A 26,044-nucleotide genomic window follows, 5' to 3' on the forward strand; every position below is an offset into this window, starting at 1 on the left:
CGCGGCACCATGGCGCAACTCCCCAAAGGCGCGACACCCAGGGCCGAGACACCCAAAGCGTGGGCGAAGCGGGCGCTCGCCTTCGCGCCTGTCCGGGTTCTCGCCTTGCTCGCGCTTACCTCTCCCTATGTCGAGGGCGGTCTGGCCAAGGCGCTGGACTTCGCAGGCGCGCAGGCCGAGATGGCCCATTTCGGCCTGGAGCCCGCGGCGCCCGTCGCCATCGCCGTGGTGGGCGTTGAGCTCGGTGGCTCGCTACTGGTGCTGACCGGTTTCCAGCGCTGGCTGGGCGCCCTGGCGCTGGCAGGCTTCACGGTGATGGCGACCTTGCTCGCTAACCAGTTCTGGGCGGCGACGGGGCCGGAGCGCTTCGCCGCCATCAACGGATTCTTCGAGCATCTCGGGCTCGCGGGCGCTTTTGTCCTCGTGGCCTGGCATGATCTTGCGCACGGGCCGGGACAGGGGCCAGGAGGACATCGGGAATGAGCGAACCGCATCACGCTCCCCACATGGACGGCACAGCCACCACGGCGCCCGCTGCGCAGGGCGCCTTCGCCCCGCTGCGGCGGAAGGTGTTCGCCGTGCTGTGGGCGGCGACCGTGCTCGGCAATACGGGCACCTTCATCCGCGATGTGGCGAGCGCCTGGCTGGTCACCGACCTTTCCGCCTCTCCGGCGGCGGTGGCCACGGTGCAGGCTGCCTCCATGCTGCCCATCTTCCTGCTCGCCATGCCGGCGGGTGTACTCTCGGACATCCTGGACAGACGGCGTTTCCTCATCGCCATCCAGATCGGCCTCGCCTGCGTGAGCGCGACCTTGATGGTGCTTTCCCATACCGGCCTCATCAGCGTGTCGTCGCTGATCGGCCTCACCTTTCTCGGCGGCATCGGCGCGGCGCTGATGATGCCCACCTGGCAGTCCATCGTGCCGGAGCTGGTGCCGCGCCAGGACCTCAAGAGCGCGGTGGCTCTCAATTCGCTGGGCATCAACGTGGCCCGGGCCATCGGGCCGGCCACCGGCGGCCTGCTCTTGGCCTCCTTCGGCGCGGCGGTGACCTATAGCGCGGACGTAGCGAGCTACCTCATCGTCATCGCCGCCCTGCTGTGGTGGCGCCGTCCCCCCTCCGCCGAGGACGAGCTGGGCGAGCGCTTCGCCGGCGCCTTCCGGGCCGGTCTGCGCTATGCGCGCTCAAGCCGCGAGCTGCATGTGGTGCTGGTGCGGGCGGCCTTCTTCTTCGTGTTCGCCAGCGCCGTATGGGCGCTCCTGCCGCTGGTCGCGCGCGAGCTGCTGAAGGGCGACGCCGCCTATTACGGACTGCTGCTGGGTGCCATCGGCGTCGGCGCGATCGTGGGCGCGCTGCTGCTGCCGCGCATGCGGGCCAGCCTCGGCACCGATCGTCTGGTGCTCGCGGCGGCCCTCGTGACCGCAGCGGCCACCGTGAGCCTGGCGCTAGCGCCACCGCGCTGGCTGGCGCTTCTCATCCTGCTTGGCATCGGCGGCGCCTGGATCGTGGCGCTGACCACCCTCAACGCCACCGCCCAGGCCATTCTGCCCAATTGGGTTCGCGGGCGGGCGCTGGCCGTCTACCTCACCGTGTTCAACGGCGCCATGGCCGCCGGCAGCATCACCTGGGGCTTCGTGGCCCAGGCGCTCGGGCTTCCGACGGCACTGATGCTGGCGGCGGGCGGGCTCGCGCTGGCGGGGATCATTCTCCATCGCCTGCGTCTGCCCACGGGGGAAGCGGACCTGACGCCCTCCATGCACTGGCCTGAGCCGGCCATGGCCGAACCGATGGACAATGATCGCGGCCCGGTGCTGATCCTCATCGAATACCGCATCGACCGGAGCGACCGCTCGGCCTTCCTCAAGGTTCTCCATCACCTCTCCGCCGCCCGCCGCCGCGACGGCGCCTACAATTGGGGGGTGACGGAAGACTCGTCCGACCCGACCCTCCTCACCGAATGGTTCATGGTGGAATCCTGGGCCGAGCACCTGCGGCAGCACCGCCGGGTTTCCCACGCCGATGCCGACACGCAGAAGGCGGCGCTGGCGTTCCACAGAGGTGAACAGCCGCCCGTCGTGCGGCACCTGCTGGCGCTGGATCCGCGGCAGAGGTGACCGGCCGCAGGCGCGCCCGCCCTGCACCATTTCAGGGGCCGGGCCGTTAGCGCGGAGACCGTTTGTCAGCGAAGCCCATCCAGCAGGCGCAGCCCCTGCCGGATGGGCTCATTCGACGAGGCCGAGGCTCAGAAAGAAGGTGCTGCCCCGGCCGACGACCGAGCGGACATCCAGCCTTCCTCCGTGGGCCTCGACGACAGACCGGCAGATGGCAAGGCCGATGCCCATGCCCGCGCTCTTGGTGGTGAAGAAGGGCTTGAATATATCCTCCATGACCTCCTCGCTCATGCCGCATCCGGTGTCACTGATGGCGAGATGAACCCGCCCGCCTGCGCGACGGGTCTCGACCAAAAGCCGTCTTTGCCCCATGGGGGTCTCGCCCATGGCGTGCATCGCATTGGTGATGAGGTTGAAGACCACCTGCTGGATCTGGACCGGGTCCGCCTCCACCCGTCCCGGCTGCGTCGACAGGCTGGCGCTCACGACAATTCCCTGGGCCTGCGTGTCGTCGCTCGTCAGCCGCAGCACGTCCTCGACAATGTGCTCCAGCCGGACCGGGACGAAGCTGATGGGCGTCTGCTTCGCCAGGGCGCGCAGCGACTTGATGATGCCCGCCGCCCGCAGCCCCGCCACCCGGATCTGCCCCAGCCCGCCAAGGGCCTCGCCCAGATCCGGCTGCGGGCGCTTCAGCCAGCGCATCGCGGCATCCGCATTGGCGACGATGCTGGCCAGAGGCTGGTTGATCTCGTGGGCGATGGAGACGGCATAGCCCTCGATCGCCGTCATCCGCGAGGTGCGCGCCAGCTCTGCCCGCGCCTCCCGCAGCGCGAACTCGGCATTCACGCGGCGCGTGTTCTCATCCAGCAGGTCCTTGTAAAGCCGCGCGGCATCAAGGGAAATGGCCGCCTGGGGCGCCAGGATCTCCAGCATGGCCGTGCGCTTCGGCGTGAACACCTCTGCCGCCAGGTTGTTCTCCAGATAGAGAATGCCGACCAGAACGCCGCGCTTCATCAAGGGCATGCAAAGCAGGGAGCGCACCACGCGATCCTTCGGCCCCTCCGACCGCAGGCGCGGGGCCTCCGCGAAAGCGTCGGAAAAGACGACGGCCTTATGGGTCCGCATCACCGTGTTGAGCACCGGCAGGGGCAGATCCGCCGCCGTCGGCACGGCCGAATGGAGCGTCACCGCCACCTCTTCCCGCCACACATGGGCCGATGCCTCGATGAAGGGCTCATTCTCACGCAGAAGCATCAGCAGTCCCGACTGGGCGCCCGCATGCACGATCATGTCGCGCATGAGGGTTCGGATAACCGCCTCCAAGCCGATCTCCTCGGCCAGGGTCTGCGCGCATTTGGTCATCACCGCGAGGTCGAGATCCTCCTGCCTCTCCTCCCCCGGCGCACCGGTGCCGGGATCCTCCGCCAGATCGAAGCTCCGCAGCAGGTGCTCCGCCTTGCCGTCCGCCCCCCATTGCCGATAGCCGCGGCAGGCGGCACGGACGTAGGCTTCCACGGGACGGGGCAAGCCCGCGTCACGGTAGCAGCGGGCGGCCAGCTCGAACGCCAGCGCCTGCTCGTGCACGAAACCCGCCGCGGCGGCCGCCGCAGCCGAGCGCTCATAAAGGGATTGGGCCACGGCCAGGTCACCGGCCATCCGCGCCGCCTCGGCCTCCACCAGCAGATGCTTGCACCCGAACGTCGTGGGATTGAGCCGAGCCCAGTCCGCGAGCCGGGCACGCACCGCAGCCATCCGCCGCAGCCGCGCCTGGGGCTCGGTGCCGGAGGACCGCGCGACGGCAAGGGCGAAGAACAGGGAACAGGCCGCCGTGTCGATATGGGCGGGCGCTGCCCACGCCAGGTCCATCGCCTTTTCGAGATGCCGGACCGCCTCGTCGAAATCGCCGAACAGGAAAGCGGTAATGCCGGCGTAATCGTGGCTCCAGAACAGGGTCGAAACGGAGGTGATCCGCTCCTCCGGCACCGTCCTGGCGCTATCGTAATTCCCGGAAATCAGCGTGTCCGCAAGGGCATGCTGGGCATCGAGGATATGTTCGATATCCCGGTACTGGATCTGGCGCGTCCAATCGAGCCCCTCCTCGATCTCGTCGCGGGTCGCCCGCAGGGGTTCGCCCAGGATGAGGAGATCGGACGCGATGTGGTTGCGGGCATAGCAGGCCATGCCCATGTCGCCGGCCGCGCGACCGACCCGCGCCGCTTCCCGCGCCAGTTCCAGCGCGAAGCGCAGGGGCCGGGTCCAGGCAACCACCTGGTCCAGGGCGACCAGCGTGGCGGTGCGCTGAGCCTCATAGCCTTCGCGACCGACCAGGGCATGGGCCTGCATCGCATAGGCAGCGCCATCCTCATAAGCCCCATAGTGGTGGGCGCTGAACACGCCGAACCAGGCTAGGCCATAGGCGGATTCCGGGGTCGTCCCGTGCTCCAGCGTGAGCTCGACGATCTTGATGACGTGCAGGAAGCGCAGGCCACTCTCGACGAAAAACGACGAGATCAGCGTCGACAGCAGCGCCTGCGCCGAGCGCACCGCGGGATCGCTGGCCTCCGGCAGGGCGGACAGCTGGGGCACGCCCATGTCATGAATCCTGGTCCGGCAGGCGCGATAGGCACGCTCAAGCTGGTCCCCGTCGGGAGAGCGCTCCAGCTCAACACCGAGCAGGGCCAACCCCTCGCAGGCCGCTTCGATGGCCGATTCGTATGCGGACTGAACAGTGTGGGCGATCGCCTTCAGGCGCAGGGTGTCGGCCCGGTCGACTGGCCGTATGGCGAGCGCCAGAAGCTCATCGAGCGCGCCCAGGGCCTCCTCGGTCCGGGCCTGCGCCAGGAGGCCGTCGCAATAGAGCCATTCGACCTCGAAGAACAGGGCGCAATGGGTCACCAGCCATTGTGGAATCAACAGCTCGCGCGCGATACCCACATAGTCGGCGGCCTGCGCCACCGCCCCCGCATTGCGCGCGCGCCGGGCCGCCATCCGCAGCACCCGCACATAGGAAAGGCGTTCGGCCACGGACAGGGCGCTTCTGTCGCTGCGCTCGATCTGGGTGGAGATGTCGAAGGCATGATCGCGGTTTCCCTCGCCATGGAACGCGATCATCTTCAAGGCGATGTCCCGGTGCTCCCCGGGCCGGTGGGCCGGCGGGGTGAGCGCGTAGGCAGCCTCCAGAATCCGGTCGTGGGCCAGGAGATATTCCCCCTCCCGCCCCTGTAGAAGACCGCCCTTGACCAGCTTTGCGGCCACCTCCTCCACCTCCGCCGCGTCCCGCTGGAGGATGCGCGCGAAAAGGCGGGAGGGGCAGCGCCCGCCGGTGCAGGCGAGGCGGCGCAGGAACTCCCGCGGGCCGGGCGCCAGGGTATCCAGCCGGTGCAGCATGAAGTCCGCGACCGTATCGTGCTCGACAATGCGCGAACGGTCCCAACTCCAGCGCCGCTCCATGGGATCGAAGGCAATGACCTTTTCCTCGACAAGCTTCCGAAGAAGCTGGCTCACATAGAAGGCATTGCCCCGCGTCCTGCCGTGGACGCTCCGCGCCAGCTCCCCCACGTCGGCTGGCGTGCTGTTCAGCGCGCTGGAAACGAACTCGACCGCGTCGGCCTCTGACAGCGGGCCAAGCTTCATCGCGGTGACCGGCATCGGGCCGGAGTGGGCCATCTGCAACAGCTCCGCCAACTCCGGCCGGCCGGCGACTTCTTCCACGCGATAGCTGCCGATGAACAGCAGGTTGGGCGGTGCGTCTTCCAGGAACGCGCGCAATACTCCGAGGCTCGCCTCGTCCAGCCACTGGAGATCGTCGAGAAACAGGATGAACGGCCGGCCTTCGGTGGCGATGGCGGAGCAGGTTTGCAGGATGACGCGGGCAATACGCCTCGCCGCGAGGTTCGCTGGCACCTCCGGCAAAGGCGGGCTCTCACCCATCACGAACGCGGCTTCGGGCACCAGATCGGTCAACAGACGCCCATAGCCGGCAAGGCTGGCGGCAAGCCGCCGTCGCGCCTCATCCAGATCGGCGGCGGGTTCGCTCAACAGCTGCTGCACGATGGCGCGCAGGGCCTGGGTGAAGGGCGCGTAGGGCACATCCTTCTGTAAAATCGCGCTTTTTCCGGCGGCGAAGGGCACGCCCCGCGCGCTTCGGCCCTGCGCCCACTGCTCCACCAGCGCCGACTTGCCGACCCCCGCTTCCCCGGCAATGAAAACGATCTCGGTCTCGCCGGAGCCGCGCACCCGCTCGAACGCGGCGCCAAGATCGGCCAGTTCCGCGGCGCGGCCGAACAGGCGTTGGGACAGCAGCCGCTTCGGCGCGAACTCTCCGCGCCCCAGCGGAAACGCCTCCGCATGCCCGGTCTGCGCGAGCGCGGTTTCGACTAGGCGCAGATCCGCGAACAGCGCCTCCGCACTTTGGTACCGCTGGTCCGCATCCTTGGCGATCAGCCGCAGCAAGAGGGCATCGAGGGCCGCAGGCACATCGGCCCGCACGGCACTGGGCCTTGCCACTTCGACCGCCACATGGGCGTGCAGCCATTCCGCGGTGCCGCGCGCAAGCAAGGGAAGGCGGCCGACCAGACACTGATAAAGCGCGACGCCCAGCGTATACAGGTCGCTTCGCGCATCGGTGTAAGGACTGTCGCGGCGCGCCTGCTCGGGAGCGGCATAGCCGATTTCGGCCGGGGAGATGGGGTGGAGCGCGCCGGCGGGCACGTCGAGCTGCGGCGCCACCGCCCGCCCGAAGCGCCGAAAACGCACGCTTCCGTCCTCCTGCACAAGGATATGGAGGGGATTGAGCCCGCCATGGGCCACGCTGAGCCCGTGGAGCCGCCCCAGCGCCCGCGCCAGCGACGCGGCGACACGAATGAAACGCCCCAGCGGCACATCACCCGCCGGCAGATCGGCCAACGCCGTGCCCTCATTGTGGGGGTACAGGAGCAGCACACGATCACCGTGCTCCAGCCGCTTCGGCTGCTCCGCGAGCTCCGCCGGGAGCTGCCAGGCAATGAGGGCTTCGCGATCGAGAAGGGCGGCCGCCTCGCTCCCCCGTGGGGCGCCAACCACCCACCAGCGCTCGCCGCCCTCGTCACCGGACGCGAGATGAAATTCGGTGACTCCGTCAGCGCCAAGAGAAGCAAGCTGCAGCCGGTCGAAGGCAGCGGGGTCGAAGGCGCGGCCGGTAGCGAAGCCGGCCGTCCGACGCCCCATCGCGCTCTCTGCCCGCCGATCCATCATCGCTCACGCCCCATCGCGCGCATCCGCAACGCGCCGCCCGAATGAACCGCGCCGCGCAGTGCGTCCGGAACCTGTCGGCCGCGAACTACCCCGCCGCCACCTCTGGAGGCGGCGGGCGTTGGAAGCAGATTGTGCGCCCGCTCTGTCTTTCCGTATCGAACGATCTGCCGTCGCCTTGAACGAAAATCGCCTCCGCGACGGGACGGCCGCGGTCATCCCGGTTTCGATGGCCGCCGGCGCCTCGAATAGGGTTCCACGCGGCACGCACCGGCACGCGGGAGAGGTCTTAAGAGCACAATTGTCGCGGTGGCGGCCCCCGGCGCGAGCGACAGGCGACGCGCCCCTGCGGCAGGCAATGGCCTCGGGGCACCCCGCCCCTTTTCCGCAGGCGCAGGAGGGAAGGCGGGCGCAGGCAACGCCCACGCCCAGGCCCAGGCCCCGGCCCATGCCCACGGCACCGCCTGCCATAAGCGGCCGCGCCCCGCATGGCTTCTCCCTGATCCCAAGAGGCATCGCCGACATCGCGCTCACCCCGCCCGCTCACCCTGCCGCTGCGATCCGCCACGAGAGCCGGCCCGAGAGCGAATGCCCGCTGACGATCCACAGGCCCGGCGATCCGCTCAGCGCCATACGCTAACCGCGATATTATTTATCGCAACAATTTTTATTGAAAATTATTTGGACGCGGGAATTTTTCAATACTCACAATTTTTTCGTGCTAAACTCTCGCGCAACGCTGAACAATGAGCCCCCGCGAGACCGTGCCCCTCCCCCTCCAAAGACAAATCTGTTTCACGCTCTATGCGACGAGCATGGCGGTGGGGCGGACCTACAAGCCCATGCTGGACGAGCTGGGCGTCACCTATCCCCAATACCTTGTTTTGTGCACCCTTGGGGAAGGAGGCGATATGACCATTGGCGCGATCGCCCGCCGCCTGGGGCTGGAACCGAGCACGATAACGCCTCTGGTCAAACGGCTGGAAGTCGCGGGGCTGGTCAGCCGCCACCGTGGTCAGTCGGACGAGCGGCAAGTGCATACGACCCTGACCGACCAGGGCCGCGCCACCCTGTCGCGATGCAGCTGCCTGGGAGAGAGCCTGATCGAGCGTTCCGGCATGACGCTGGATCAACTGGACCATCTCAATGAGCAGATCCAGCTCCTGCGCCAGGCGCTCGACCCCTCCGCACAGTGAACGCCCTCTCCCGCCGCGCTTCAGGACGGCCGCAGAGTGAGGTGCCCCGATCAAAGCCGACGCCATGAGCAGGAGCCCGCCGGCCACAGCCTGAGCCCACAGCCTTCGGCACACCGGGAATGCTTCAAACGCGGCTCGCCGGCGGTGGCACTTTGGCTTCCATCCTATTAGGAAGGCATTCCAGACACCTTCCGATGGCTCCCCTTCGACGCCTGACGATAATGCGAGATAGGCGGAACCAGCCGTGCCCTTCATGACCACCAATCCGGCGCTTGCCCGTTCCCTGGCCGAACGGGACTATAACGAACCGACGCCGGTGCAGAGTGCCGTGCTGGCGCCCGAGGCCGCGGAGCGGGACCTTTTGGTGTCCGCGCAGACCGGTTCCGGCAAGACCGTCGCCTATGGCCTCGCCATGGCCGAAACGCTGCTGGGAACGGCGGAGCGATTTGCACCCGCAAGCGTGCCGCAGGCCCTGGTGGTGGCCCCCACGCGCGAGCTGGCGCTGCAGGTGCAGCGCGAATTCACCTGGCTTTATGCCGGCACCGGCGCGAGGATCGTCTCCTGCGTTGGCGGCATGGATCCGCGACAGGAACAGCGCCAGCTGAACCAGGGCGCTCATATCGTCGTCGGCACGCCCGGCCGCCTGCGCGACCATCTGGAGCGTGGCCGCCTCGACATTTCCGAGCTGCGCGTTGCCGTGCTCGACGAGGCCGACGAGATGCTGGATCTCGGCTTCCGCGAGGATCTTGAGTTCATTCTCCTGGCCACCCCGCCGGAGCGGCGCAGCCTGCTGTTTTCCGCCACCATGCCGCGCGGCATCGTCACCCTGGCCAAGCGCTATCAGCGCGACGCGCTGCGCATCGAGGTGGCGAGCGCGGAAGGCGGGCATGCCGACATCGAGTACCGCGCCATGCGCGTTGCGCCCACCGAGGTGGAGCACGCGGTCGTAAACGTTCTGCGCTACTATGATACGCCCACCGCCATCGTCTTCTGCAACACGCGCGAGGCAGTGCGGCGCCTGCACGCCATGCTTCAGGAGCGGCAATTTTCCGCGGTCGCCCTTTCCGGCGAGCTGAGCCAGAACGAGCGCAACCACGCCTTGCAGGCGCTGCGCGATGGCCGGGCGCGGGTGTGCGTGGCCACCGACGTCGCGGCGCGCGGCATCGACCTGCCGAACCTGGGCCTCGTCATCCACGCGGAACTGCCGAACGACGCCGAAAGCCTTCAGCACCGCAGCGGCCGCACCGGCCGCGCGGGCCGCAAGGGCGTGAGCGTGATGCTGGTGCCGCCCTTCCGCCGTCGCCGGACCGAGGACCTGGTGCGGGCGCTGGGCATCAAGCCGGTCTGGTCGGGTCCGCCCACCCCCGAGGACATCCGCAAGCTCGACCACGAGCGCATGCTGGGCGACGCCCTGATCACCGATGAGCCGAACGAGGAGGATGCCGCGGCCGGCCTTGCGCTGCTCGCCGCCCACTCGCCCGAGCATCTGGCCGCCGCGCTGGTGCGCCTTTATCGCAGCGGCCTGCCGGCCCCGGAGGAGGTCACCGACCCCGGCGTGGGCCGTGCCGCCCGCGATCGTGCGGCGGACCGGGATTTCGCCGGGGCCTCGGGCGCCGGCAGCGTCTGGTTCCGGCTCAATGTCGGGCGCCGCAACAATGCGGATCCCAAATGGCTGCTGCCCCTCATCTGCCGCCGTGGGAACGTGACGAAAAAGGATATCGGCGTCATCCGGATCTTCGATGAGGAGACGGCCTTTGAAGTGGGCCTCGCCGCCGCCGACCGCTTCGGCAAGGCCGCTCGCAAGGCCGATGGCGACGACGTGATCATCGAGCCCCTGCCCGGCGGCCCGGCGGCTGGCTATTCGGAGCGGCCCGCGCGCGGGAAGCCAATGCGCGGCCGGCCCGCCCAGAGCCGACATCATGGCGACGAGCCATCCGCCGAAAAGCCCTTCCGGCCCAAGAAGTTCCGCGCCGCGCCGTCCCAGGTGCGGTCGACTGAGGGCAAGGCGGGCGACGCCAAGGCGGCAGGTGCCGGCAAAACTGAGCGTCAGCCAAAGAGCCGGCGCCCGGGGGGCTTCGAGGGCAAGCCGAAGGGTAAGCGCACGCGCCAAAGCTGACCGCCGATCTCCCGGAAGCAGGGCGGGCGCGCGCCGCGTGCCCCCCGGATACGCACAGTCGCGGATTTCAAGATCACTGCTAGCGCAAGATGGCGGCGCCACGCGCTGGCGTGCGCCGACCATGGCCGTGGCGGGAACAGAACCGCGGAGCGCTCTCAGACCTGCCGTCGTGAGAGTGGTCGCCATGATCGCCCGATGCTGCGGGACGTCCGCCGCTCCGTTCACGGGGCCGTCTGATCGCTGAGACGCGCGCCACGACAGGCGGGGCCGCGCATCGCATGCGGGCATCGCCCCGCGAAACCGTCCTGCCCCACCAGCCTTGAGAGACCCCCTCGCCGTCCGGAGGCATCGGGCTCGTGCGACATGCCTTGCGCAGCATACGGGGCATGGCGGCACACATGATGCCTTTTAGGCATCATTAGCCGCACAAAACGGCATTTGCTGGCATCGTTCCGATTTCTGAAGCTGTCGCTCGCAACAACGCTTCCGCCGGGAGCGCGCAACACGCGCGCCAATGCGCCAGAGGGAATGATGTCGAGCAACAAATCGCTGATCACACCGACAATAGATCTTGATGCGCCCGGCTATCAGATCGGGACCTTGAAGATCCCCCATTCACACAACCGCTCCGCGTACGGACACATCCCGGTTCCGATCGCCACTCTCGCACGGGGCAAAGGCCCCACCCTGCTCCTCACCGGGGGCGTCCATGGCGATGAATATGAAGGGCCCGTCGCCCTTATGAAGCTGCTTGGCCGCCTGCCGGAGCTGGAGATCAATGGCCGCATCATCGTCGTTCCCGCACTCAATCTACCCGCCTTCCTGGCCGGCGCGCGGAACTCGCCCATCGATTCCGGCAACCTGAACCGCCTTTTCCCCGGCAAGCGCCACGGCGGCATCACCGAGATGATCGCCCATTTCGTCGAAGCCGAACTGCTGCCGCGCGCCGATGTGGCCTTCGATTTCCATGCCGGCGGGGCTTCGTTCAACCACCTGCCCACCATGTTGGCCTCTCCGCCCCGGGATCCGGCCCGGCGGGCGGACTATCTGAAGCTGGTGGAAGCCGTGGGCGCGCCCGTAACCATGGTGATGGACCTGCTGGGCGAGGACCGCACCTTTGCGGCGGCGGCGGACCGGCTCGGCATTCCGTTCCTGTGCGGTGAGTTCGGCGGCGGCGCCTCCTGCAATCCGGACAATCTGGCCCTGGTGGAAGCCGGCCTCCAGCGGGTCCTCGCGGCCCTGGGCATCGTCCGAGACCCGCCATTGCCACCGCCCGGCCCCACCCGTTTCATGAAGGTGGAGGGCGCGGAGCATTATCTCTACGCGCCGCGCTCGGGCATCATCGAGCCATGCTTCCACCTGGGCGACGAGGTTGAAGCCGGCCAGCTGGCCGCGCGCCTTTTCGACCCCCACGCGCCCGCCGCCCGCCCCGTCGAGCTCATCTTCGCGGCCTCGGGCAAGGTGGTGTGCGCCCGAACCTTCGCGACGGTGGAGCCCGGCGACTGCATCGCGCTTTGCGCTGCGGACCACAAGTGGAGCTGAACCGATGCCCAACATCGCCTCCTCTCCCCCCGCCGCAATCGCCACACCGGGCCGGGACCCGGCAGCCGAGGGCAACCGCGCCTATATCGTCGCCCTGTTCTTCCTCGCCTTCGCCTGCTCCTACGCGGATCGGCAGATCATCAGCATCCTGGTGCAGCCGCTGAAGGAAGCGCTGTCGCTGAGCGACACCCAGATTGGGCTGGTGCAGGGCTTCGCCTTCACCATCTGCTATGCCACGGCTGGCCTGTTCGTCGCCCGCCTCGTGGATGTGTCGAACCGGGTCGCCGTCAGCGCGGTGTGCATCCTCATCTGGTCCCTGGCGACCATGATGTGCGGAACCGCGACCGGCATCGCGACCCTGGTCTTCTGGCGGGCGGGCACCGCCATCGCGGAAGCGGGCCTCAGCCCCGCGGCGTCATCGGTCTTCAGCGATCTCTATCCCCCGCGCAAGGTGGCGCGGGCCACGAGCATCTTCATGCTTGGCCCGTATTTCGGCGGCGGGCTGGCGCTGCTCGGCGGCGGCACGCTGCTGGGCTGGCTGAACCAGCCAGAGCCACTGGCCGCGCTCGCCTCCCATGGGCTGGCACCCTGGCAGGTGTGCTTCTTCGTTCTGGGCCTGCCCGGACTGCTGCTGGCCGGCCTGCTCTACTTCACCGTCGCCGAACCTGCCCGCCACCGCTTCGCCCCACGCCCGGCGACGATGAACGCTGCAGCGGACGACACCGTGCCCAACCTGCGGGATCTGCTGCATGCGCTATTCCGCCAGAACCGCTTCGGCCTCCCCTTCTTCGCCGCCTATATCTTTCTGATCGTCGTGTTTTATGCCCACACGGCGTGGTTCCCGACGCTGCTCATCCGCGCGTTCGGGGTTCCGGCGAGCACGGTGGGCCAATTCGCGGGGCCGACCTTCATGATCGGCGGCACCTGCGGTGTGCTCGTCGCCGGCTTCCTCGCCAGCCGGGGGGATGATGCGCAAACCCTGCGGCGGGTGCTGCTCATTGCCGGATGCGCGGCAACGATCCTCGTGCCGCTGGCGCTGGCGGCGCCGCTGGTAGGCCACTTCGGCCTTTCACTGGGCCTGTTCGGGCTCTGCGCCTTCGCCATGAGCATCGTGCAGGCCCTGGCGCCGGTGCCGATCCAGGTCGCGATCCCCAACCGCATGCGCGGCCGCGCCATCGCGCTCCTGGTCTTCCTCACCAATGCCATCGCCGGCAGCCTCGGCCCCCTCGCGGTGGGCGCCGCTGCGGACTGGACAGCGCGGAGCGCCCGCTCCCTCCATGGCCTGGGGCTGGGCCTCGCCGCGGTGGGAACCATCGGCGCTGCGGCGAGCGCAGCACTCTACTTCATCGCGGCACGGCGCACCGGTACCGCCGGCAAGGCTGCCGCCCCCTCCCCCCTTTGCAGCGAGACGCAACCATGACCATCGGCATCTCACCCGCCCCAATGACCGAGAGGGACCTGCGTCGGATCGGCAGCGGGCCACGGCTCAGCCGGGCCGTCGTCCACGGCACCACCGTTTATCTCTCGGGCCAGGTACCGGACCGCGCGCTGGAGGGCATCGAAGCGCAAACCCGGGACGTTCTGGCCACCATCGACCAATTGCTCGCCCAGGCGGGAACGGAACGGGCGCGCCTCATCTACGTCCAGATCTGGCTTGCCGACATCCGCGATTTTGCGACGATGAACGCGATCTGGGAAAGGTGGCTGGAGGGCGCTCCGCCCCCCGCCCGCGCCTGCGCGCAAGCGCCGCTTGCCGATCCCGCCTATCGGATCGAAATCCAGGCAATCGCCGCCCTCTAGGAGGATGGTCCATGGCTGCGCGGCATTGAGGGGGAACAGATGGCGATGTCGCAGATGACGACGACATACCGGGTCGGAGACGCCGAGATCACGCGCATCGTGGAGACAGTGCTGGGGGACTTCCCGCCCCCCAGCCTGTTCCCAGGATGGGGGGAGCCGGCGCTCGGAAACGCCGCTGCCCGCCAAAGTGCGCCAGCCTTGTCCGCCCCACCCGTCACCCTCAATGTGAACATCTGGGTGGTGCGCCTCGCGGGGCGCGTCATGCTGGTGGATACGGGCGTCGGCAATCACAAGGATCGGCCCTTCAACCCCGCCTTCCACCACCTTGATACGCCCTTCCTCCAGCAGCTGGCCGCGCTCGGCGTGCGCCCGGAGGATGTGAGCCATGTGCTCCACACCCATCTGCACACCGACCATGTGGGCTGGAATACCCGGCTTGAGGACGGGGCGTGGGCTCCCACCTTCCGCTCGGCGACCTATGTCATGCCGCAGGTGGAGCGCGCTTTCCTTGAGACGCCAGCCGCGGCCGGCCGGCGCATGGTTTTCGACGATTCCATCGCTCCGATCCTGGCCCATGCGCCGGTGGAGCTGATCGGACCGGCGGGCGGCGACTGGCGCGAGGACATCACCTTCCTGCCGACACCCGGACACAGCCCGGGCCATATGTCGATCCGCCTGAGATCCGCGGGCCAGGAGGCGATCTTCACGGGCGACGTTCTGCACGCGCCGCTTCAGGTGCCACGTCCGCAGCTAAACTCCATTTTCTGCGCGCAGGCCGAAAGCGCGCGCGCCTCCCGCTTGTGGCTGCTCGATCACGCGGCGCGCCACGGCACGCTGCTGCTCACCGCCCATTTTCCCGAGACCGGAGCCGGGCGGATCGCGGACGATGCCGGCGCGTTTGCCTGGGCCTATGCCTGAGGACCTCTTGCGCCCTTAACAGTGGAGCGCGGCGAGGAAACGCGCCAGGATCGGGTCGTCGTTTCCCGCCCGGTGGACAAAGACCAGCGGCAGGCGGATCGACAGATCCAGCAGCGGTGAGAAGCTGGCGCGTGCCACCGGGCGGCTCAAATTCGCCGCGTTGACGATCGCCCCGCCAACCCCGGAACAGACCAACGCCAGGATCGCCGTTTCCGTATTCTCCTCCTGCACCACGTTCAGGGTCACGTCGATGCGCCGGCAGGCCTCGATCATGAGATCGTGATACGCCGGATACATGGCGCGCGGAAACAGAATGAAGGGGCGCTCCGCAAGCACCCGCAGCGCCACCGCGCTTCCACTCTCGATGCCCCAGGAGCGCGGCGCGGCGAGCACCACACCCTGCTCGATCAGCGGAACCGCCACCAGCTCCGCTGGCAAGGCACCGATGTGGTAAATGAAACCGCCGTCGAGCGCGCCAGAGAGAATATCCTCGATCTGGTGGGGGCTGTTCTGCGGGCGAAGCTCAAGATCAACGTCGGGCACCGTCTCCTGGAAGCGCGCAAACGCGTCAGGCACCAGCCCATCCCAACCGGCATTCTCCACGAAGCCGATCCGCAACTGGCCGCTCAGCCCCTTGGCGAGGCGACGGCCCGATTTGGCGGCTGCCTCCAGCCGTGCGAGCGCGAGCCGCGCCTCATCGAGGTAGCTGCGCCCGGCGGGCGTGAGAACAAGGCGATTGCGCTGCCGCTCGAACAGCAGAAAGCCAAGCTCGGTTTCAAGATCTTGAATCTGCCTGGAAATCGCCGGCTGGGTCACATGGATCCGCTGCGCCGCGAGACGAATGCTTTCGTGCTCGGCGACGGCGATGAAGTAGCGCAGATGGCGGAGCTCCATGGGAACGCCTCGGCGGAAGAAGGAGCCCAACGTCTAAGCCAAAGCCGGCATGATGCCGTGCCGACGCCATATGGGCCGGAATCAGCGTTGGTTCATAGCCCATGTTATCCAAAATGCGAGCCGGGCAGCGGCTGCTCGTCATCGTCACCACCGAAGCATGCTGCTGCAGCGCATCGGAGCCCTTTCTTCGGCCCTTCCCGCGGGAACCATAGCGACGCGATGGCGGCCAACGCCCAGGAAGCACACGCCATTCCGGGCCAGTCTCGCCACGGCGCCATACCGGTAAACCACTCGGGTTCGAGCAAGACTCCGTGCGGCCTACATGAGAACAACGCAGTCGCAATATCCGGAAATATTGCGTTGCACCGTGCCTGCCGCGCACCAATGCCATGGCTAGATCTGCGACATAGTGCCATTTGGCACCATTGCCGCACCCATGCCCCCCGCAGTTAGAATTCCAACAATAAAGAACGAACCGAAACGAGCCGGGACGACTACATCGAAAACACGACGTTTTCGGGCGCGAATATTTTCGCGCCGCGTCTCTCCTTGCGCGTTTTCGGAAACAAATATTCGGCTGCTCCGTTCAGGCAGGCCGAATGTGCACGGGGAGTGAGATGACCCACGACGATCTGACCATCAGCAAATACGATCTCCTGTTCGAGCCCATCAAGATCGGCCCGAAGGTGCTGAAGAACCGTTTCTATCAGGTTCCGCACTGCATCGGCGCAGGGTCCGACAAACCCGGCTTCCAGGCCGCCCACCGCTCCATCAAGGCCGAAGGCGGCTGGGGCGCCATCAATACCGAATATTGCTCCATCCATCCGGAAGCGGATGACACCCACCGCGTCTCAGCGCGCATCTGGGACGAAGGCGACGTGCGGAATCTCTCGGCGATGACGTCGGAGATCCACAAATACGGCGCCTTGGCAGGCGTCGAGCTTTGGTACGGCGGAGCGCACGCCCCCTGCATGGAGACCCGCCAGACCGCCCGGGGCCCCAGCCAGTATGCCTCCGAGTTCGAATCCCTCACCTATTGCCATGAGATGGATTACGACGACATCCGTCGCGTTCAGGGCTTTTATGTGGAAGCGGCGCGGCGCGCCCGCGATGCCGGCTTCGACATCATCTATTGCTATGGCGCGCATTCCTATCTGCCGCTGCAGTTCCTCTCCAAATACTACAACAAGCGCACCGACAAATACGGTGGAAGCTTTGAAAACCGCGCCCGCTTCTGGATCGAGACGTTGGAGCAGATGAAAGCCGCGGTGGGCTCGGAATGCGCCATCGCCACCCGCTTCGCCGTCGACACGCTGATCGGCGAGGAAGGCATCGAGGTGGAGCGCGACGGACTGAAGTTCGTGGAACTGGCCGACGACGTGGTGGACCTGTGGGACGTGAACGTGGGCGATATCGCCGAATGGGGCGAGGATGCCGGCCCCTCGCGCTTCTACCGCCAGGGCCATCAGCTCTCCTGGCAGAAGTTCGTGAAGCAGGCCTCGAAGAAGTGTGTGCTCGGTGTCGGTCGCTTTACTGATCCTGAGAAGATGGTGGAAGTCATCCGCAATGGCGAGCTGGACGTCATCGGCGCGGCGCGCCCCTCCATCGCCGACCCCTTCCTGCCGCAGAAGATCCGCGACGGGCGGCTGGACGACATCCGCACCTGCATCGGCTGCAACGTGTGCATCTCCCGGTGGGAGATCGGCGGCCCGCCCATGATCTGCACCCAGAACGCCACCGCCGGCGAGGAATTCCGCCGTGGCTGGCATCCGGAGCGCTTCCCCAAGAAGGGCTCGGACGATTCCATCCTGGTGGTGGGCGCCGGCCCGGCCGGCTCGGAGTGCGCCCGCGTGCTCATGGAGCGCGGCTATGTGGTGCATCTGGTGGACAGCGCCGAGAAGGTCGGCGGCTATGTGAACGATGTCGCCAGCCTGCCCGGGCTGGGCGAGTGGAGCTACCACCGCGACTATCGCGAGGTTCAGCTCACCAAGCTGCTGAAGCGCAACCGCGACAACCAGATCGCCCTGGGCGGCAAGCGCCTGTCGGTGGATGACGTGCTGAACTACGGCGCCGACAAGGTGGTGGTGGCCACTGGCGCCCATTGGGTGGCGGACGGCACCAACTGTCTGACCCACGCGCCCATTCCGGGCCTCGACGGCGCGCGCCGCGACAATGTGCTGACGCCGGAGGACGTTATCCGCGGCACCAAGCCCATCGGCAAGCGGGTCGTCATCCTCAATGCCGACCCCTATTACATGGCCCCCAGCCTGGCGCAGAAGCTGGCGGAGGCGGGACACCAGGTGACGGTGGCCACCGGCGTCGAGCTCGGCCGCTACATGCACTTCACCCTGGAAGCGCCCAACATGCACCGGATGCTGCACGAGCTGCACATCAACGTGCTGGGCAACACCTGGGCGAGCCGGGTCGAGGATGGGCGCATCGAGCTCTACAACATCTGGGGCGATGGCCATAAGCGCACCTATACCGGCCCCGGCAAGATGCCCCGCTCGGCCAACACCACCCATGCCTGGCATGAGTTCGACACGCTGGTGCTCGTCACCGCCCGCCGCTCGGACGACACCCTGTTCCGGGGGCTGAAGGCGCGCGCCAGTGAATGGGACGCCCGCGGCATCAAGGGTGTCTACGTCATCGGCGATGCCTGGGCGCCCAAGCTCATCGCCGACGCCACCTTCGACGGTCAGCGGCTCGCCCGCGAGATCGAGGAAGCCAACCCGCAGGAGCCCAAGCCTTATCGGCGCGAGGCGGCCGTCTACGGCTCGCCCTATCAGCCGGGCGGCTCCTACGAGATCCGCTACCAGGGCTAGTTCCCCTCTCCCTGGTCGTGGCGGAGCGGGGCGCGTTCCATCCGCGCCCCGCAGGCGCCGCCCGCTCAGCCGGGCGGCGCCCCTTCCTCACTGTTCGAGACACAGGCGGTGGCCCGGCGGGACACCCTGCGCCTGAAGCTCCGAGGACGAGCAAGACATGATTCCGAGCGGCATCGCCCCCACTGAGGTCACGCGCATCCTGTTCCAGGACTTCTCCCTGTGGATGCTGTTGCTGTTCTATGCCTATGCCATCACCGCCATCGCCGTGTTCGGCTTCGGCGTCTATGTGCAGGTCCGCAAGTATCGCAGCGGACGTCCCGGCGCGGCCTTTTCCTGGCGCCAGCTTGCCACGCGCCTTGCCGACACCGCGAAAGTCATCGCCAGCCACCGCGCCCTGCGCCGGCGCGATGCCCGCACCGGCCGCCTCCACGCCTTTATTTTCTATGGCTTTACCCTGCTGTTTATTGGCACCGCCACCATCACCCTGCAGGAAGACATTCTGGGCCCGCTGCTCGGCGTGAACTTCTGGCACGGACAGTTCTACCTTATCTTCAAGCTGGTGCTGAATTTCGCGGGCGCGGGTTTCATCGCCGGGCTCACGTACATGATGTACCGGCGCGGCTGGCTGCGCCCGCCCAAGCTCGACTACACCCGCCCCGATCGCACGCCCGAGGATGCGGACTTCAGCCGCGAGCGCTACCGCATCGAGGATTGGGCCTTCCTGTGGACCCTCCTTCTCATCGGCGTCACCGGCTTTCTGCTCTCCGGCGCGCGCATGGTGTGGCTGCAGTCAGAGCCGGCGGTGTGGGAAACCCGCTGGTGGGCGCCCATCGGCGCGCTGGTCGCGGCGGGGTTGAAGGGCGTCGGCTTCACCAGCGAAGGCGCGGGGGCGCTGCGCATGGGCCTGTGGTGGTTCCACGGCGTGCTGGCGCTCACCTTCGTCGCGCTCATCCCCTACACCAAGGCTAAGCACATCGTCACCGCCGCCACCTCGTGGCTGCTGAAGGACCCCAATGCGCTCAACCACCTGCCGCTGGGCGATCTCGATGCCGACCATATCGGCTATCGCACCCTCGGCGACGTCTCCAGCCGCTATCTCGTCCAGGCCGATGCCTGCACCAAGTGCGGCCGCTGTCACGAGGCCTGCCCGGCCCGTGCCGCCGGCTACCCGCTCTCCCCGCGCGATGTCATCCTGACGCTGCGCGAACAGGCCAACGCGCTGCTGGGCGAAGTGCTGCCCAAGCCACGCGCGGCGGCCTGCGCCACGCCGCTCATCGGCCTGGCCACCGGCGAATACAGGCCCGACACGCTGTGGTCGTGCCGCCAGTGCGGCGCCTGCACCGAAATCTGCCCGGTGGGGGTGGAGCATCTGCCGCTCATCAACCTGCTGCGCCGCGACATGGTGGACCAGGGCGAGATGGACAGCGCCCTGCAGCGCACCCTGGGCGCCATCGGCAAGACCGGCAACTGCTTCAACGAAAGCCGCCGCAAGCGGCCGCAATGGACCCGCGACCTGCCGTTCAAGATCAAGGACGCCCGCAAGGAGCCGGTGGAGGTGCTGTGGTTCGTGGGCGATTATGCGAGCTTCGATCCGCGCAGCCAGAAGGTCAGCCGCGCCTTCGCCCGCATCCTGCACGCCGCCGGCATCGATTTCGGCATCCTCTATGAGGGGGAGACCACCGCCGGCAACGACGTGCGCCGGGTGGGCGAGGAAGGGCTGTTCCAGCAGCTGGCGGAAGGCAATGTCGAGACCCTTTCCGGCTGCACCTTCTCGCGCATCGTCACCACCGATCCGCACTCCTTCAACACCCTGAAGAACGAGTATCCGGACCTCGGCGGCAGCTATCAGGTCAGCCATGCCAGCGCCTATCTGAAGGAGCTGCTGGACGCCGGCCGCATCGCGCCGGCGCGGCAGCTCGACTTCACCGTCACCTATCACGACCCCTGCCATCTCGGCCGGCTGAACAAGGGTTACGACGCCCCGCGCGAAGTGGTGGCCGCCACCGGCGCCAAGCTGGTGGAGCTGCCGCGCAGCCGCGACAATTCCTTCTGCTGCGGCGCCGGCGGTGGGCGCGTGTGGGTGCCGGACCCGCCCGGCACCTCCAAGGTCAGCGAGATCCGCGCCCGCGAGGCGGCCGAGATCGAAGGGCTCGACGTGCTGGTGGTCAACTGCCCCAAGTGCATGACGATGCTCGAAGATGCGGTGAAGACCACCGGCAATGAGCGCAACTTCCGGGTGATGGAGCTCACCGAGCTGCTGGCCGAGGCGCTGGAGGCCGACGAGGCCGCCCCCGCACCCGTGCCCGCCGAGGCCCACGAACCATGACCGCGTCGATGGCTCCCCCGCCGCCCCCTCCAGCAGACATGGACGCCCTGCTGTGCGCCCTGGAGCGGCGGGCCGACCCCTACCTCTGCCTGCCGGCTTATGGCGCGGCCGGCGCCGAGGGGGCGGAAGCGATGCTCGAACGCATCCTGCTGTCGCGGGAACGGCTGAAGCTCGCCTTTGCCGCTCTGCCCTTCACGCCGGTCCGCTTCCTGGAGCGGCTGGCGCGGGACGGACGACCCGCCGTGCTGCGCCGCCTCGCCCGCAACTCCGCGAGCAGCGCGACGACGCTTCTGACCCTGGCCCAGCGTGCGCCGGAGCAGGAAACGCGCATCGCCATCGCCGGCCACCGCAACGCGCCCGCAGTGCTGCTTGCCGGGCTTGCGGGCGAGCCGGATGGCGCGGTGCGCGTCGCCCTGCTGCGCAATCCGGCCACCACCACGCTGGTTCTGCACCGCCTGCTGGACCGCGCGAGCCCTCAGGAGGCCGCCTTGCTGGCCCGCCATCCGCAGGCGGATGCCGCGTTGCTGCGCGCGCTGGCCCGGCGCGAAGAGCCGGCGGCGGACGCGGAGATGCTCACCCACCCGGCCTGTCCGCCGGAGCATCTGGAACGCGCGTGGCGCGACAGCGACCCTGCCATCCGCCGTCGCTGCGCGGGCAATCCCGCATTGCCACGCGAAGCGCTGGGGTCCCTGTTGGCGGATCCCGATGCCGGGGTGCGTGCCGAGGCCGTGCGCGCGGCAGCCGGGGCGGAAGCCCTTTCCACCGAGGACGAAGCGGCCCGCGTGCGCCGCGCCCAGGCGCGCCACCTGCGCCTGCCGCCCGCCCTTGCCGCAGCGCTGGGGCGTGATCCGGATGTGTGGGTGCGCACCTGGCTCGCCCGCAATCCCCACCTGCCGGAAACCATCCTGCGCGGCCTGTGCGGTGACGGCGAAGCGCGCGTCCGGCATGCGGCCGGGCGCCACCCCCATTGCCCTCCCGACGCGCTCGTCGGCCTTGCGACGGACACGGACGCCTGGGTGCGTGCCGGCGTCGCCCCAAGGCCGGACCTGCCACCGGCGGCCCTGCGCGCGCTGGAGGCCGACACCGATATCGACGTGTGCTCCGCCGTCGGCCGCAACCCCAATGCCCGGATGGAAGCGCTGCTGGCGCGCGCCAGCCATCCCGATGTGGATGTGCGCCGGGCGGTGGCCTTGAACCCGCGCGCGCCCGCCGCGGCGCTGCGCCCGGTTCTCGCCGACCCCTATCCGCTGAACCGCGCCATCACCGTGCGCCACCCCAACTTGCCGGACGCCGAGGCCTGGCCGCTCGCAGAGGATCCGGAACCGCAGGTGCGGTTCGCGGTCGGCGCGCGCCTGGTGTCGCGCATGGCCCCACGCGCCGTGCCATCGCGTGCCATTCCGTTGTGCGCCCGCGCGCCCGAACTTTCTCCAGCCCTGTGAGGATGCCCATGAAGATACTCGTGCCGGTGAAACGCGTCGCCTCCCTAGACGACGAATTCGAGCTTCGCGACGACGGCCGTGATGTGGATCCGGACTTCTGCGAGTTCGACCTCAACGAGTTCGACGAATACGCCCTCGAAACCGCCGTGCTCATCAAGGAAAGCGCGCCCGAGGGAGCGGTGGAGGTGGTGGTCCTCACCATCGGCCCTGACGATGCCGACGATACCTTGCGCAAGGCCCTCGCCAAGGGCGCCGACCGGGCCATCCGGGTGGACGACGCGGACCTGGGCGACGCGGACCGCGTCGCCATTGCACGCGCCATCGCCAAGGTGGCGGAGCGCGAAGAGCCCGGCCTCGTGCTGTGCGGCGCCCAGTCCTCGGACTTCGGCCACGCGCAGACCGGCATGTCCGTGGCGGCCCTCCTCGGCTGGCCGCGGGTGGCCGTGGTCTCCCGCCTCGACTATGCGCCCGGCACCGCCACCGCGACCGTCGAGCGCGAGCTGGAAGGCGGGCTGGTGGAGCGTCTCGAGGTGGAAACGCCGGCGGTGCTGACCATCCAGCTCGGCATCAACACGCCGCGCTACGCCTCCCTGCGCGCCATCAAGCAGGCCAACGCCAAGGCCATCGAGAGCCTTGCGCCCGCCGATCTCGGGCTGAGTGCCGGAGAAACCGGCGGCGCCGGCGCGCTGAGCCGGGTGCGGCGCGTCTACGTGCCCGAGCGCGGCAAGAGTGAAATGATCGAGGGCACGCCCGCCCAGCAGGCCGCCCGTCTCTTGGAAATCATCGAGGAGGTGCAAGGCTGATGTCTGGAATTCTCGTTCTGGCAGAACACCGGCGCGGCGAGCTGCGCGCCGCCACGCTGGAGGCCATCGGCGCCGCCGGCCAGTTGAAGGCTGCGGTGGGCGGCGAGGTGAGCGTGGCGGTCATCGCGGCCGATCCGTCCGCCTTCGTGCCCGCGGTCAGCGTCGGCGCGGTGGACGAGGTGGTCACCATCACCGCCCCGGAGGCCGCGACCTTCGAGCCGCACCTGTACGAGCAGGCCCTCAACGGCCTGATCGCCGCGCGCAAGCCGGCCCTGGTGCTGCTGCCCCACAGCGTGGACAGCTGGGCGCTGGCCCCCGCGGTGGCCATCGCCAACGGCCTCGGCTTCGCCACCGACGTGTTCGGCCTCCAGGTGGAGGATGGCGCCATCGTCGCCACGCGCGCCGGCTACCAGGAAAAGGTGTTCGTGGAGATCGACTTCCCCGGCCGCGAGGGGGTGCTCGTCACCCTGCGCGGCGGGGCGTTCGAGCCTGCCAGTGGCCCGGCCCAGCCCCGCGTCACGCCGTTCGAGGCCGGCGACGCCCAGCGGCGCAGCCGGCACCTGGAATGGCGCGATCCGCCGGCCACCGGTGGCATCGACATTCCCGGCTCGCCCTTCATCCTCTCCATCGGCCGCGGTGTCGGCGACGAGGCGAACGTGTCCCAGTTCCTGGAACTGGCGGAGGGCCTGGGCGCGACGCTGGGATGCTCGCGTCCGATCGCCGACAACGGCTGGCTGCCCAAGGCGCGCCAGGTGGGCCAGTCGGGCCAGCTGGCGGCAAAGTGCAACCTCTATGTCGCCATGGGCATTTCCGGCTCGGTGCAGCACCAGTGGGGCATGAAGCACGTGGAGAACATCATCGCGGTCAACAAGGACCCCGAGGCCTCCATCTTCTCCATCGCCCGCTACGGCATCGTCGGCGACATGCTGGAGATCGCCGAGGAAGTACGGAAACAAAAGGGCCTGTAAGCCCCCGCCCGGACACGAAGCCGCCCGGCATCACAAGCCGGGCGGTGCGCACGCCAAGTTCCGAGCAAGTCCACAAAAACGCCCGGGCCGGCACGCCTGCCTGACCTGACGCCGAGCACACGGGCGAGGGAGGAAATCGTGACCATCATCACCAATGTCCAAGACGGTGCCGGGACTGAGGGGCGACTGCATCGCTCCATCAGCTGGACCGGCGCCTTCTGGGTCGCGAGCGGCGTTCCCGCCCTCGTGCTGTTCTCCATCGGCGGCATCGCCGGCATGACGGGGACGCTCTCGTTCCTGATCTGGGGCATCTCCATCGGCATGGGCTTCATCCAGTCCTTCATCTATGCCGAGATCGCCGGCCTGTTTCCCAACAAGTCCGGCGGCGCCTCCATCTATGGCGCGGCGGCCTGGGTGCGCTATGTGAAGCTGGTGGCGCCGCTCTCGGTGTGGTGCAACTGGTTCGCCTGGAGCCCGGTGCTCTCGCTGGGCTGCTCCATCGCCGCGGCCTACATCCTCAACGCCCTCGCCCCGGTTCCGGCGCTGAACAGCCCGGAGGTGGCCCAGTGGCTCACCGTGCATGGCGCCAGCCTCGCCGGCACCGAGGCCGAGAAGGCCGCCGCCGCTGTTGCCGCGCTGACGCCCCACATCCGTGACTGGACGCTGATGACCCATGCCATCGGCCCGGTGTCGTTCTCCCTCAATGCCGCCTTCTTCGTGGGTGCGGCGCTCATGCTGCTGGTGTTCGCCATCCAGCATCGCGGCATCCTGGGCACAGCCAATGTGCAGAAGTGGATCGGCCTGTCGGTGATCGTGCCCATGCTGGTGGTGGGCATCGTGCCCCTGCTGACGGGACAGGTGAACTGGAGCAACTTTTCGCCGCTGGTGCCGCTGGCCGCCGCCGGGGCGCCGGACGCGGGCAGCTGGAATATTCCCGGCTGGACGCTGGTGCTCGGCGGCCTGTTCATCGCCGCCTGGTCCACCTACGGCTTCGAAACCGCCGTGTGCTACACGGGCGAATTCCGCAATCCCGAGCGCGACACCTTCAAGGCCATCTTCTATTCGGGCCTTCTGTGCCTCGCTTTGTTCATCCTGGTGCCGTTCACCTTCCAGGGTGTTCTGGGCCTCGGCGGCATGCTCGATCCGGCCATCGTCGACGGCTCCGGCGTCGCCCAGGCCATGGCCCACATGGTGGGCGGCGGCAAGATCGTCGAGAGCGTGCTCGTCATGCTGATGATCCTGGCGCTGATGCTCTCCATCATGACCGCCATGGCCGGCTCCTCGCGCACCCTCTACCAGGGCGCGGTGGACGGCTGGCTGCCCCGCTACCTCGACCATGTGAACGAGCACGGCGCGCCCACCCGCGCCATGTGGACCGACCTGTGGTTCAACATCGTGCTCCTGGCCATCGCCTGCGCCGACAGCACCAGCTTCTTCTTCGTGCTGGCGGTGGCGAATGTGGGCTACATCATCTTCAACTTCCTGAACCTGAACTCCGGCTGGATCCACCGCATCGACAGCGCCCATGTGGACCGGCCCTACAAGGCGCCCACCTTCATCCTCGCCCTCGGCACCCTGTTCGCCTTTGTGAATGCGGTGTTCATGGGCGCCGGTGCCAAGGTGTGGAACCCGGTGGCCCTTTGGGCCGGGCTCATCACCGCCGCCCTCATCATCCCGGTCTTCATCTACCGGCATTACATCCAGGACGGCGGCAAGTTCCCGCATGAGACCTTCGAGGATCTGACCATCGGCGACGGCAAGCACACGCAGAAGCGTGCCGGCATGCTGCCCTACCTCGCACTCGTCGCCGGACTTGTGGTGGTGCTCGCCTCCAACTGGCTGTTCCAGCTCTGACGCCGCGCGGCCCGGTGCCCGCC

General features: G+C 68.2%; 16 protein-coding genes. 14 read left to right on the plus strand and 2 right to left on the minus strand.

Annotated features, from left to right (window positions below; genetic code table 11):
* Positions 1 to 9: 9 nt before the first annotated feature.
* Together L0966_RS13070 and L0966_RS13075 are read left to right on the plus strand one after the other, a co-directional pair.
* Positions 10 to 483 (plus strand): DoxX family protein, encoded by a 474-nt coding sequence (locus L0966_RS13070; RefSeq protein WP_234052383.1) that lies wholly within the window; start codon positions 10 to 12, stop codon positions 481 to 483.
* Positions 484 to 506: 23 nt separating this feature from the next.
* The gene (locus L0966_RS13075) at positions 507 to 2,114 is read left to right on the plus strand and encodes an MFS transporter (RefSeq protein WP_234052439.1); all 1,608 of its coding nucleotides are present in this window, start codon (positions 507 to 509) and stop codon (positions 2,112 to 2,114) included.
* A gap of 108 nt (positions 2,115 to 2,222) precedes the next feature.
* On the opposite strand, the gene L0966_RS13080 is transcribed toward L0966_RS13075, so the two are convergent.
* Positions 2,223 to 7,316: an ATP-binding sensor histidine kinase gene (locus L0966_RS13080; protein WP_234052384.1), complete on the minus strand. Its 5,094-nt coding sequence runs from the start codon at positions 7,314 to 7,316 to the stop codon at positions 2,223 to 2,225.
* A gap of 788 nt (positions 7,317 to 8,104) precedes the next feature.
* Here L0966_RS13080 and L0966_RS13085 point away from each other — a divergent pair.
* From L0966_RS13085 to L0966_RS13110, 6 genes are all read left to right on the plus strand, one after another.
* Positions 8,105 to 8,536, plus strand: coding sequence for a MarR family transcriptional regulator (locus L0966_RS13085; RefSeq protein ID WP_234052440.1), 432 nt, complete (start codon positions 8,105 to 8,107; stop codon positions 8,534 to 8,536).
* A 253-nt stretch (positions 8,537 to 8,789) separates the two neighbouring features.
* Positions 8,790 to 10,652 carry a DEAD/DEAH box helicase gene (locus L0966_RS13090; protein ID WP_234052441.1) on the plus strand — a complete coding sequence of 621 codons (1,863 nt, stop codon included), beginning with the start codon at positions 8,790 to 8,792 and terminating at the stop codon, positions 10,650 to 10,652.
* A gap of 531 nt (positions 10,653 to 11,183) precedes the next feature.
* Positions 11,184 to 12,194 carry a succinylglutamate desuccinylase/aspartoacylase family protein gene (locus L0966_RS13095; RefSeq protein WP_234052385.1) on the plus strand — a complete coding sequence of 337 codons (1,011 nt, stop codon included), beginning with the start codon at positions 11,184 to 11,186 and terminating at the stop codon, positions 12,192 to 12,194.
* A 4-nt stretch (positions 12,195 to 12,198) separates the two neighbouring features.
* Complete coding sequence (locus tag L0966_RS13100) at positions 12,199 to 13,614, plus strand: MFS transporter (RefSeq protein ID WP_234052386.1); 1,416 nt, start codon at positions 12,199 to 12,201, stop codon at positions 13,612 to 13,614.
* A complete protein-coding gene (locus L0966_RS13105; RefSeq protein ID WP_234052387.1) occupies positions 13,611 to 13,994 on the plus strand; it encodes a RidA family protein in 384 nt (127 codons plus the stop codon). Before L0966_RS13100 ends, L0966_RS13105 begins: the two co-directional genes overlap by 4 nt.
* Positions 13,995 to 14,048: 54 nt before the next feature.
* On the plus strand, positions 14,049 to 14,912 hold the full coding sequence (locus tag L0966_RS13110; protein ID WP_234052388.1) for an MBL fold metallo-hydrolase: 864 nt from the start codon (positions 14,049 to 14,051) through the stop codon (positions 14,910 to 14,912).
* A gap of 15 nt (positions 14,913 to 14,927) precedes the next feature.
* Here the strand turns inward: L0966_RS13110 and L0966_RS13115 are convergent, their stop codons facing one another.
* Positions 14,928 to 15,806, minus strand: a complete 879-nt coding sequence (locus L0966_RS13115) for a LysR family transcriptional regulator (RefSeq protein ID WP_234052389.1) — start codon at positions 15,804 to 15,806, stop codon at positions 14,928 to 14,930.
* 617 nt (positions 15,807 to 16,423) lie between these two features.
* On the opposite strand from L0966_RS13115, the gene L0966_RS13120 reads away from it, so the two are divergent.
* The 6 genes from L0966_RS13120 (at position 16,424) to L0966_RS13145 (ending at position 26,021) form a co-directional block, all read left to right on the plus strand.
* On the plus strand, positions 16,424 to 18,631 hold the full coding sequence (locus tag L0966_RS13120) for an FAD-dependent oxidoreductase (protein ID WP_234052390.1): 2,208 nt from the start codon (positions 16,424 to 16,426) through the stop codon (positions 18,629 to 18,631).
* Positions 18,632 to 18,788: 157 nt separating this feature from the next.
* Positions 18,789 to 20,957: a (Fe-S)-binding protein gene (locus tag L0966_RS13125; RefSeq protein WP_234052391.1), complete on the plus strand. Its 2,169-nt coding sequence runs from the start codon at positions 18,789 to 18,791 to the stop codon at positions 20,955 to 20,957.
* The gene (locus tag L0966_RS13130; protein WP_234052392.1) at positions 20,954 to 22,396 is read left to right on the plus strand and encodes a hypothetical protein; all 1,443 of its coding nucleotides are present in this window, start codon (positions 20,954 to 20,956) and stop codon (positions 22,394 to 22,396) included. Before L0966_RS13125 ends, L0966_RS13130 begins: the two co-directional genes overlap by 4 nt.
* 8 nt (positions 22,397 to 22,404) lie before the next feature.
* The gene (locus L0966_RS13135) at positions 22,405 to 23,199 is read left to right on the plus strand and encodes an electron transfer flavoprotein subunit beta/FixA family protein (RefSeq protein WP_234052393.1); all 795 of its coding nucleotides are present in this window, start codon (positions 22,405 to 22,407) and stop codon (positions 23,197 to 23,199) included.
* Entirely contained in the window at positions 23,199 to 24,167 is a 969-nt protein-coding gene (locus L0966_RS13140) for an electron transfer flavoprotein subunit alpha/FixB family protein (RefSeq protein WP_234052394.1), read from the plus strand. The genes L0966_RS13135 and L0966_RS13140 overlap by 1 nt, the downstream gene beginning before the upstream one ends.
* Positions 24,168 to 24,302: 135 nt before the next feature.
* Positions 24,303 to 26,021, plus strand: coding sequence for an APC family permease (locus tag L0966_RS13145; protein WP_370640735.1), 1,719 nt, complete (start codon positions 24,303 to 24,305; stop codon positions 26,019 to 26,021).
* The last annotated feature ends 23 nt before the right edge of the window (positions 26,022 to 26,044 follow it).

The sequence above is a fragment of the Xanthobacter sp. NM-59 genome, assembly GCF_021401125.1.
In the GTDB taxonomy this organism is placed as follows: domain Bacteria; phylum Pseudomonadota; class Alphaproteobacteria; order Rhizobiales; family Xanthobacteraceae; genus Xanthobacter.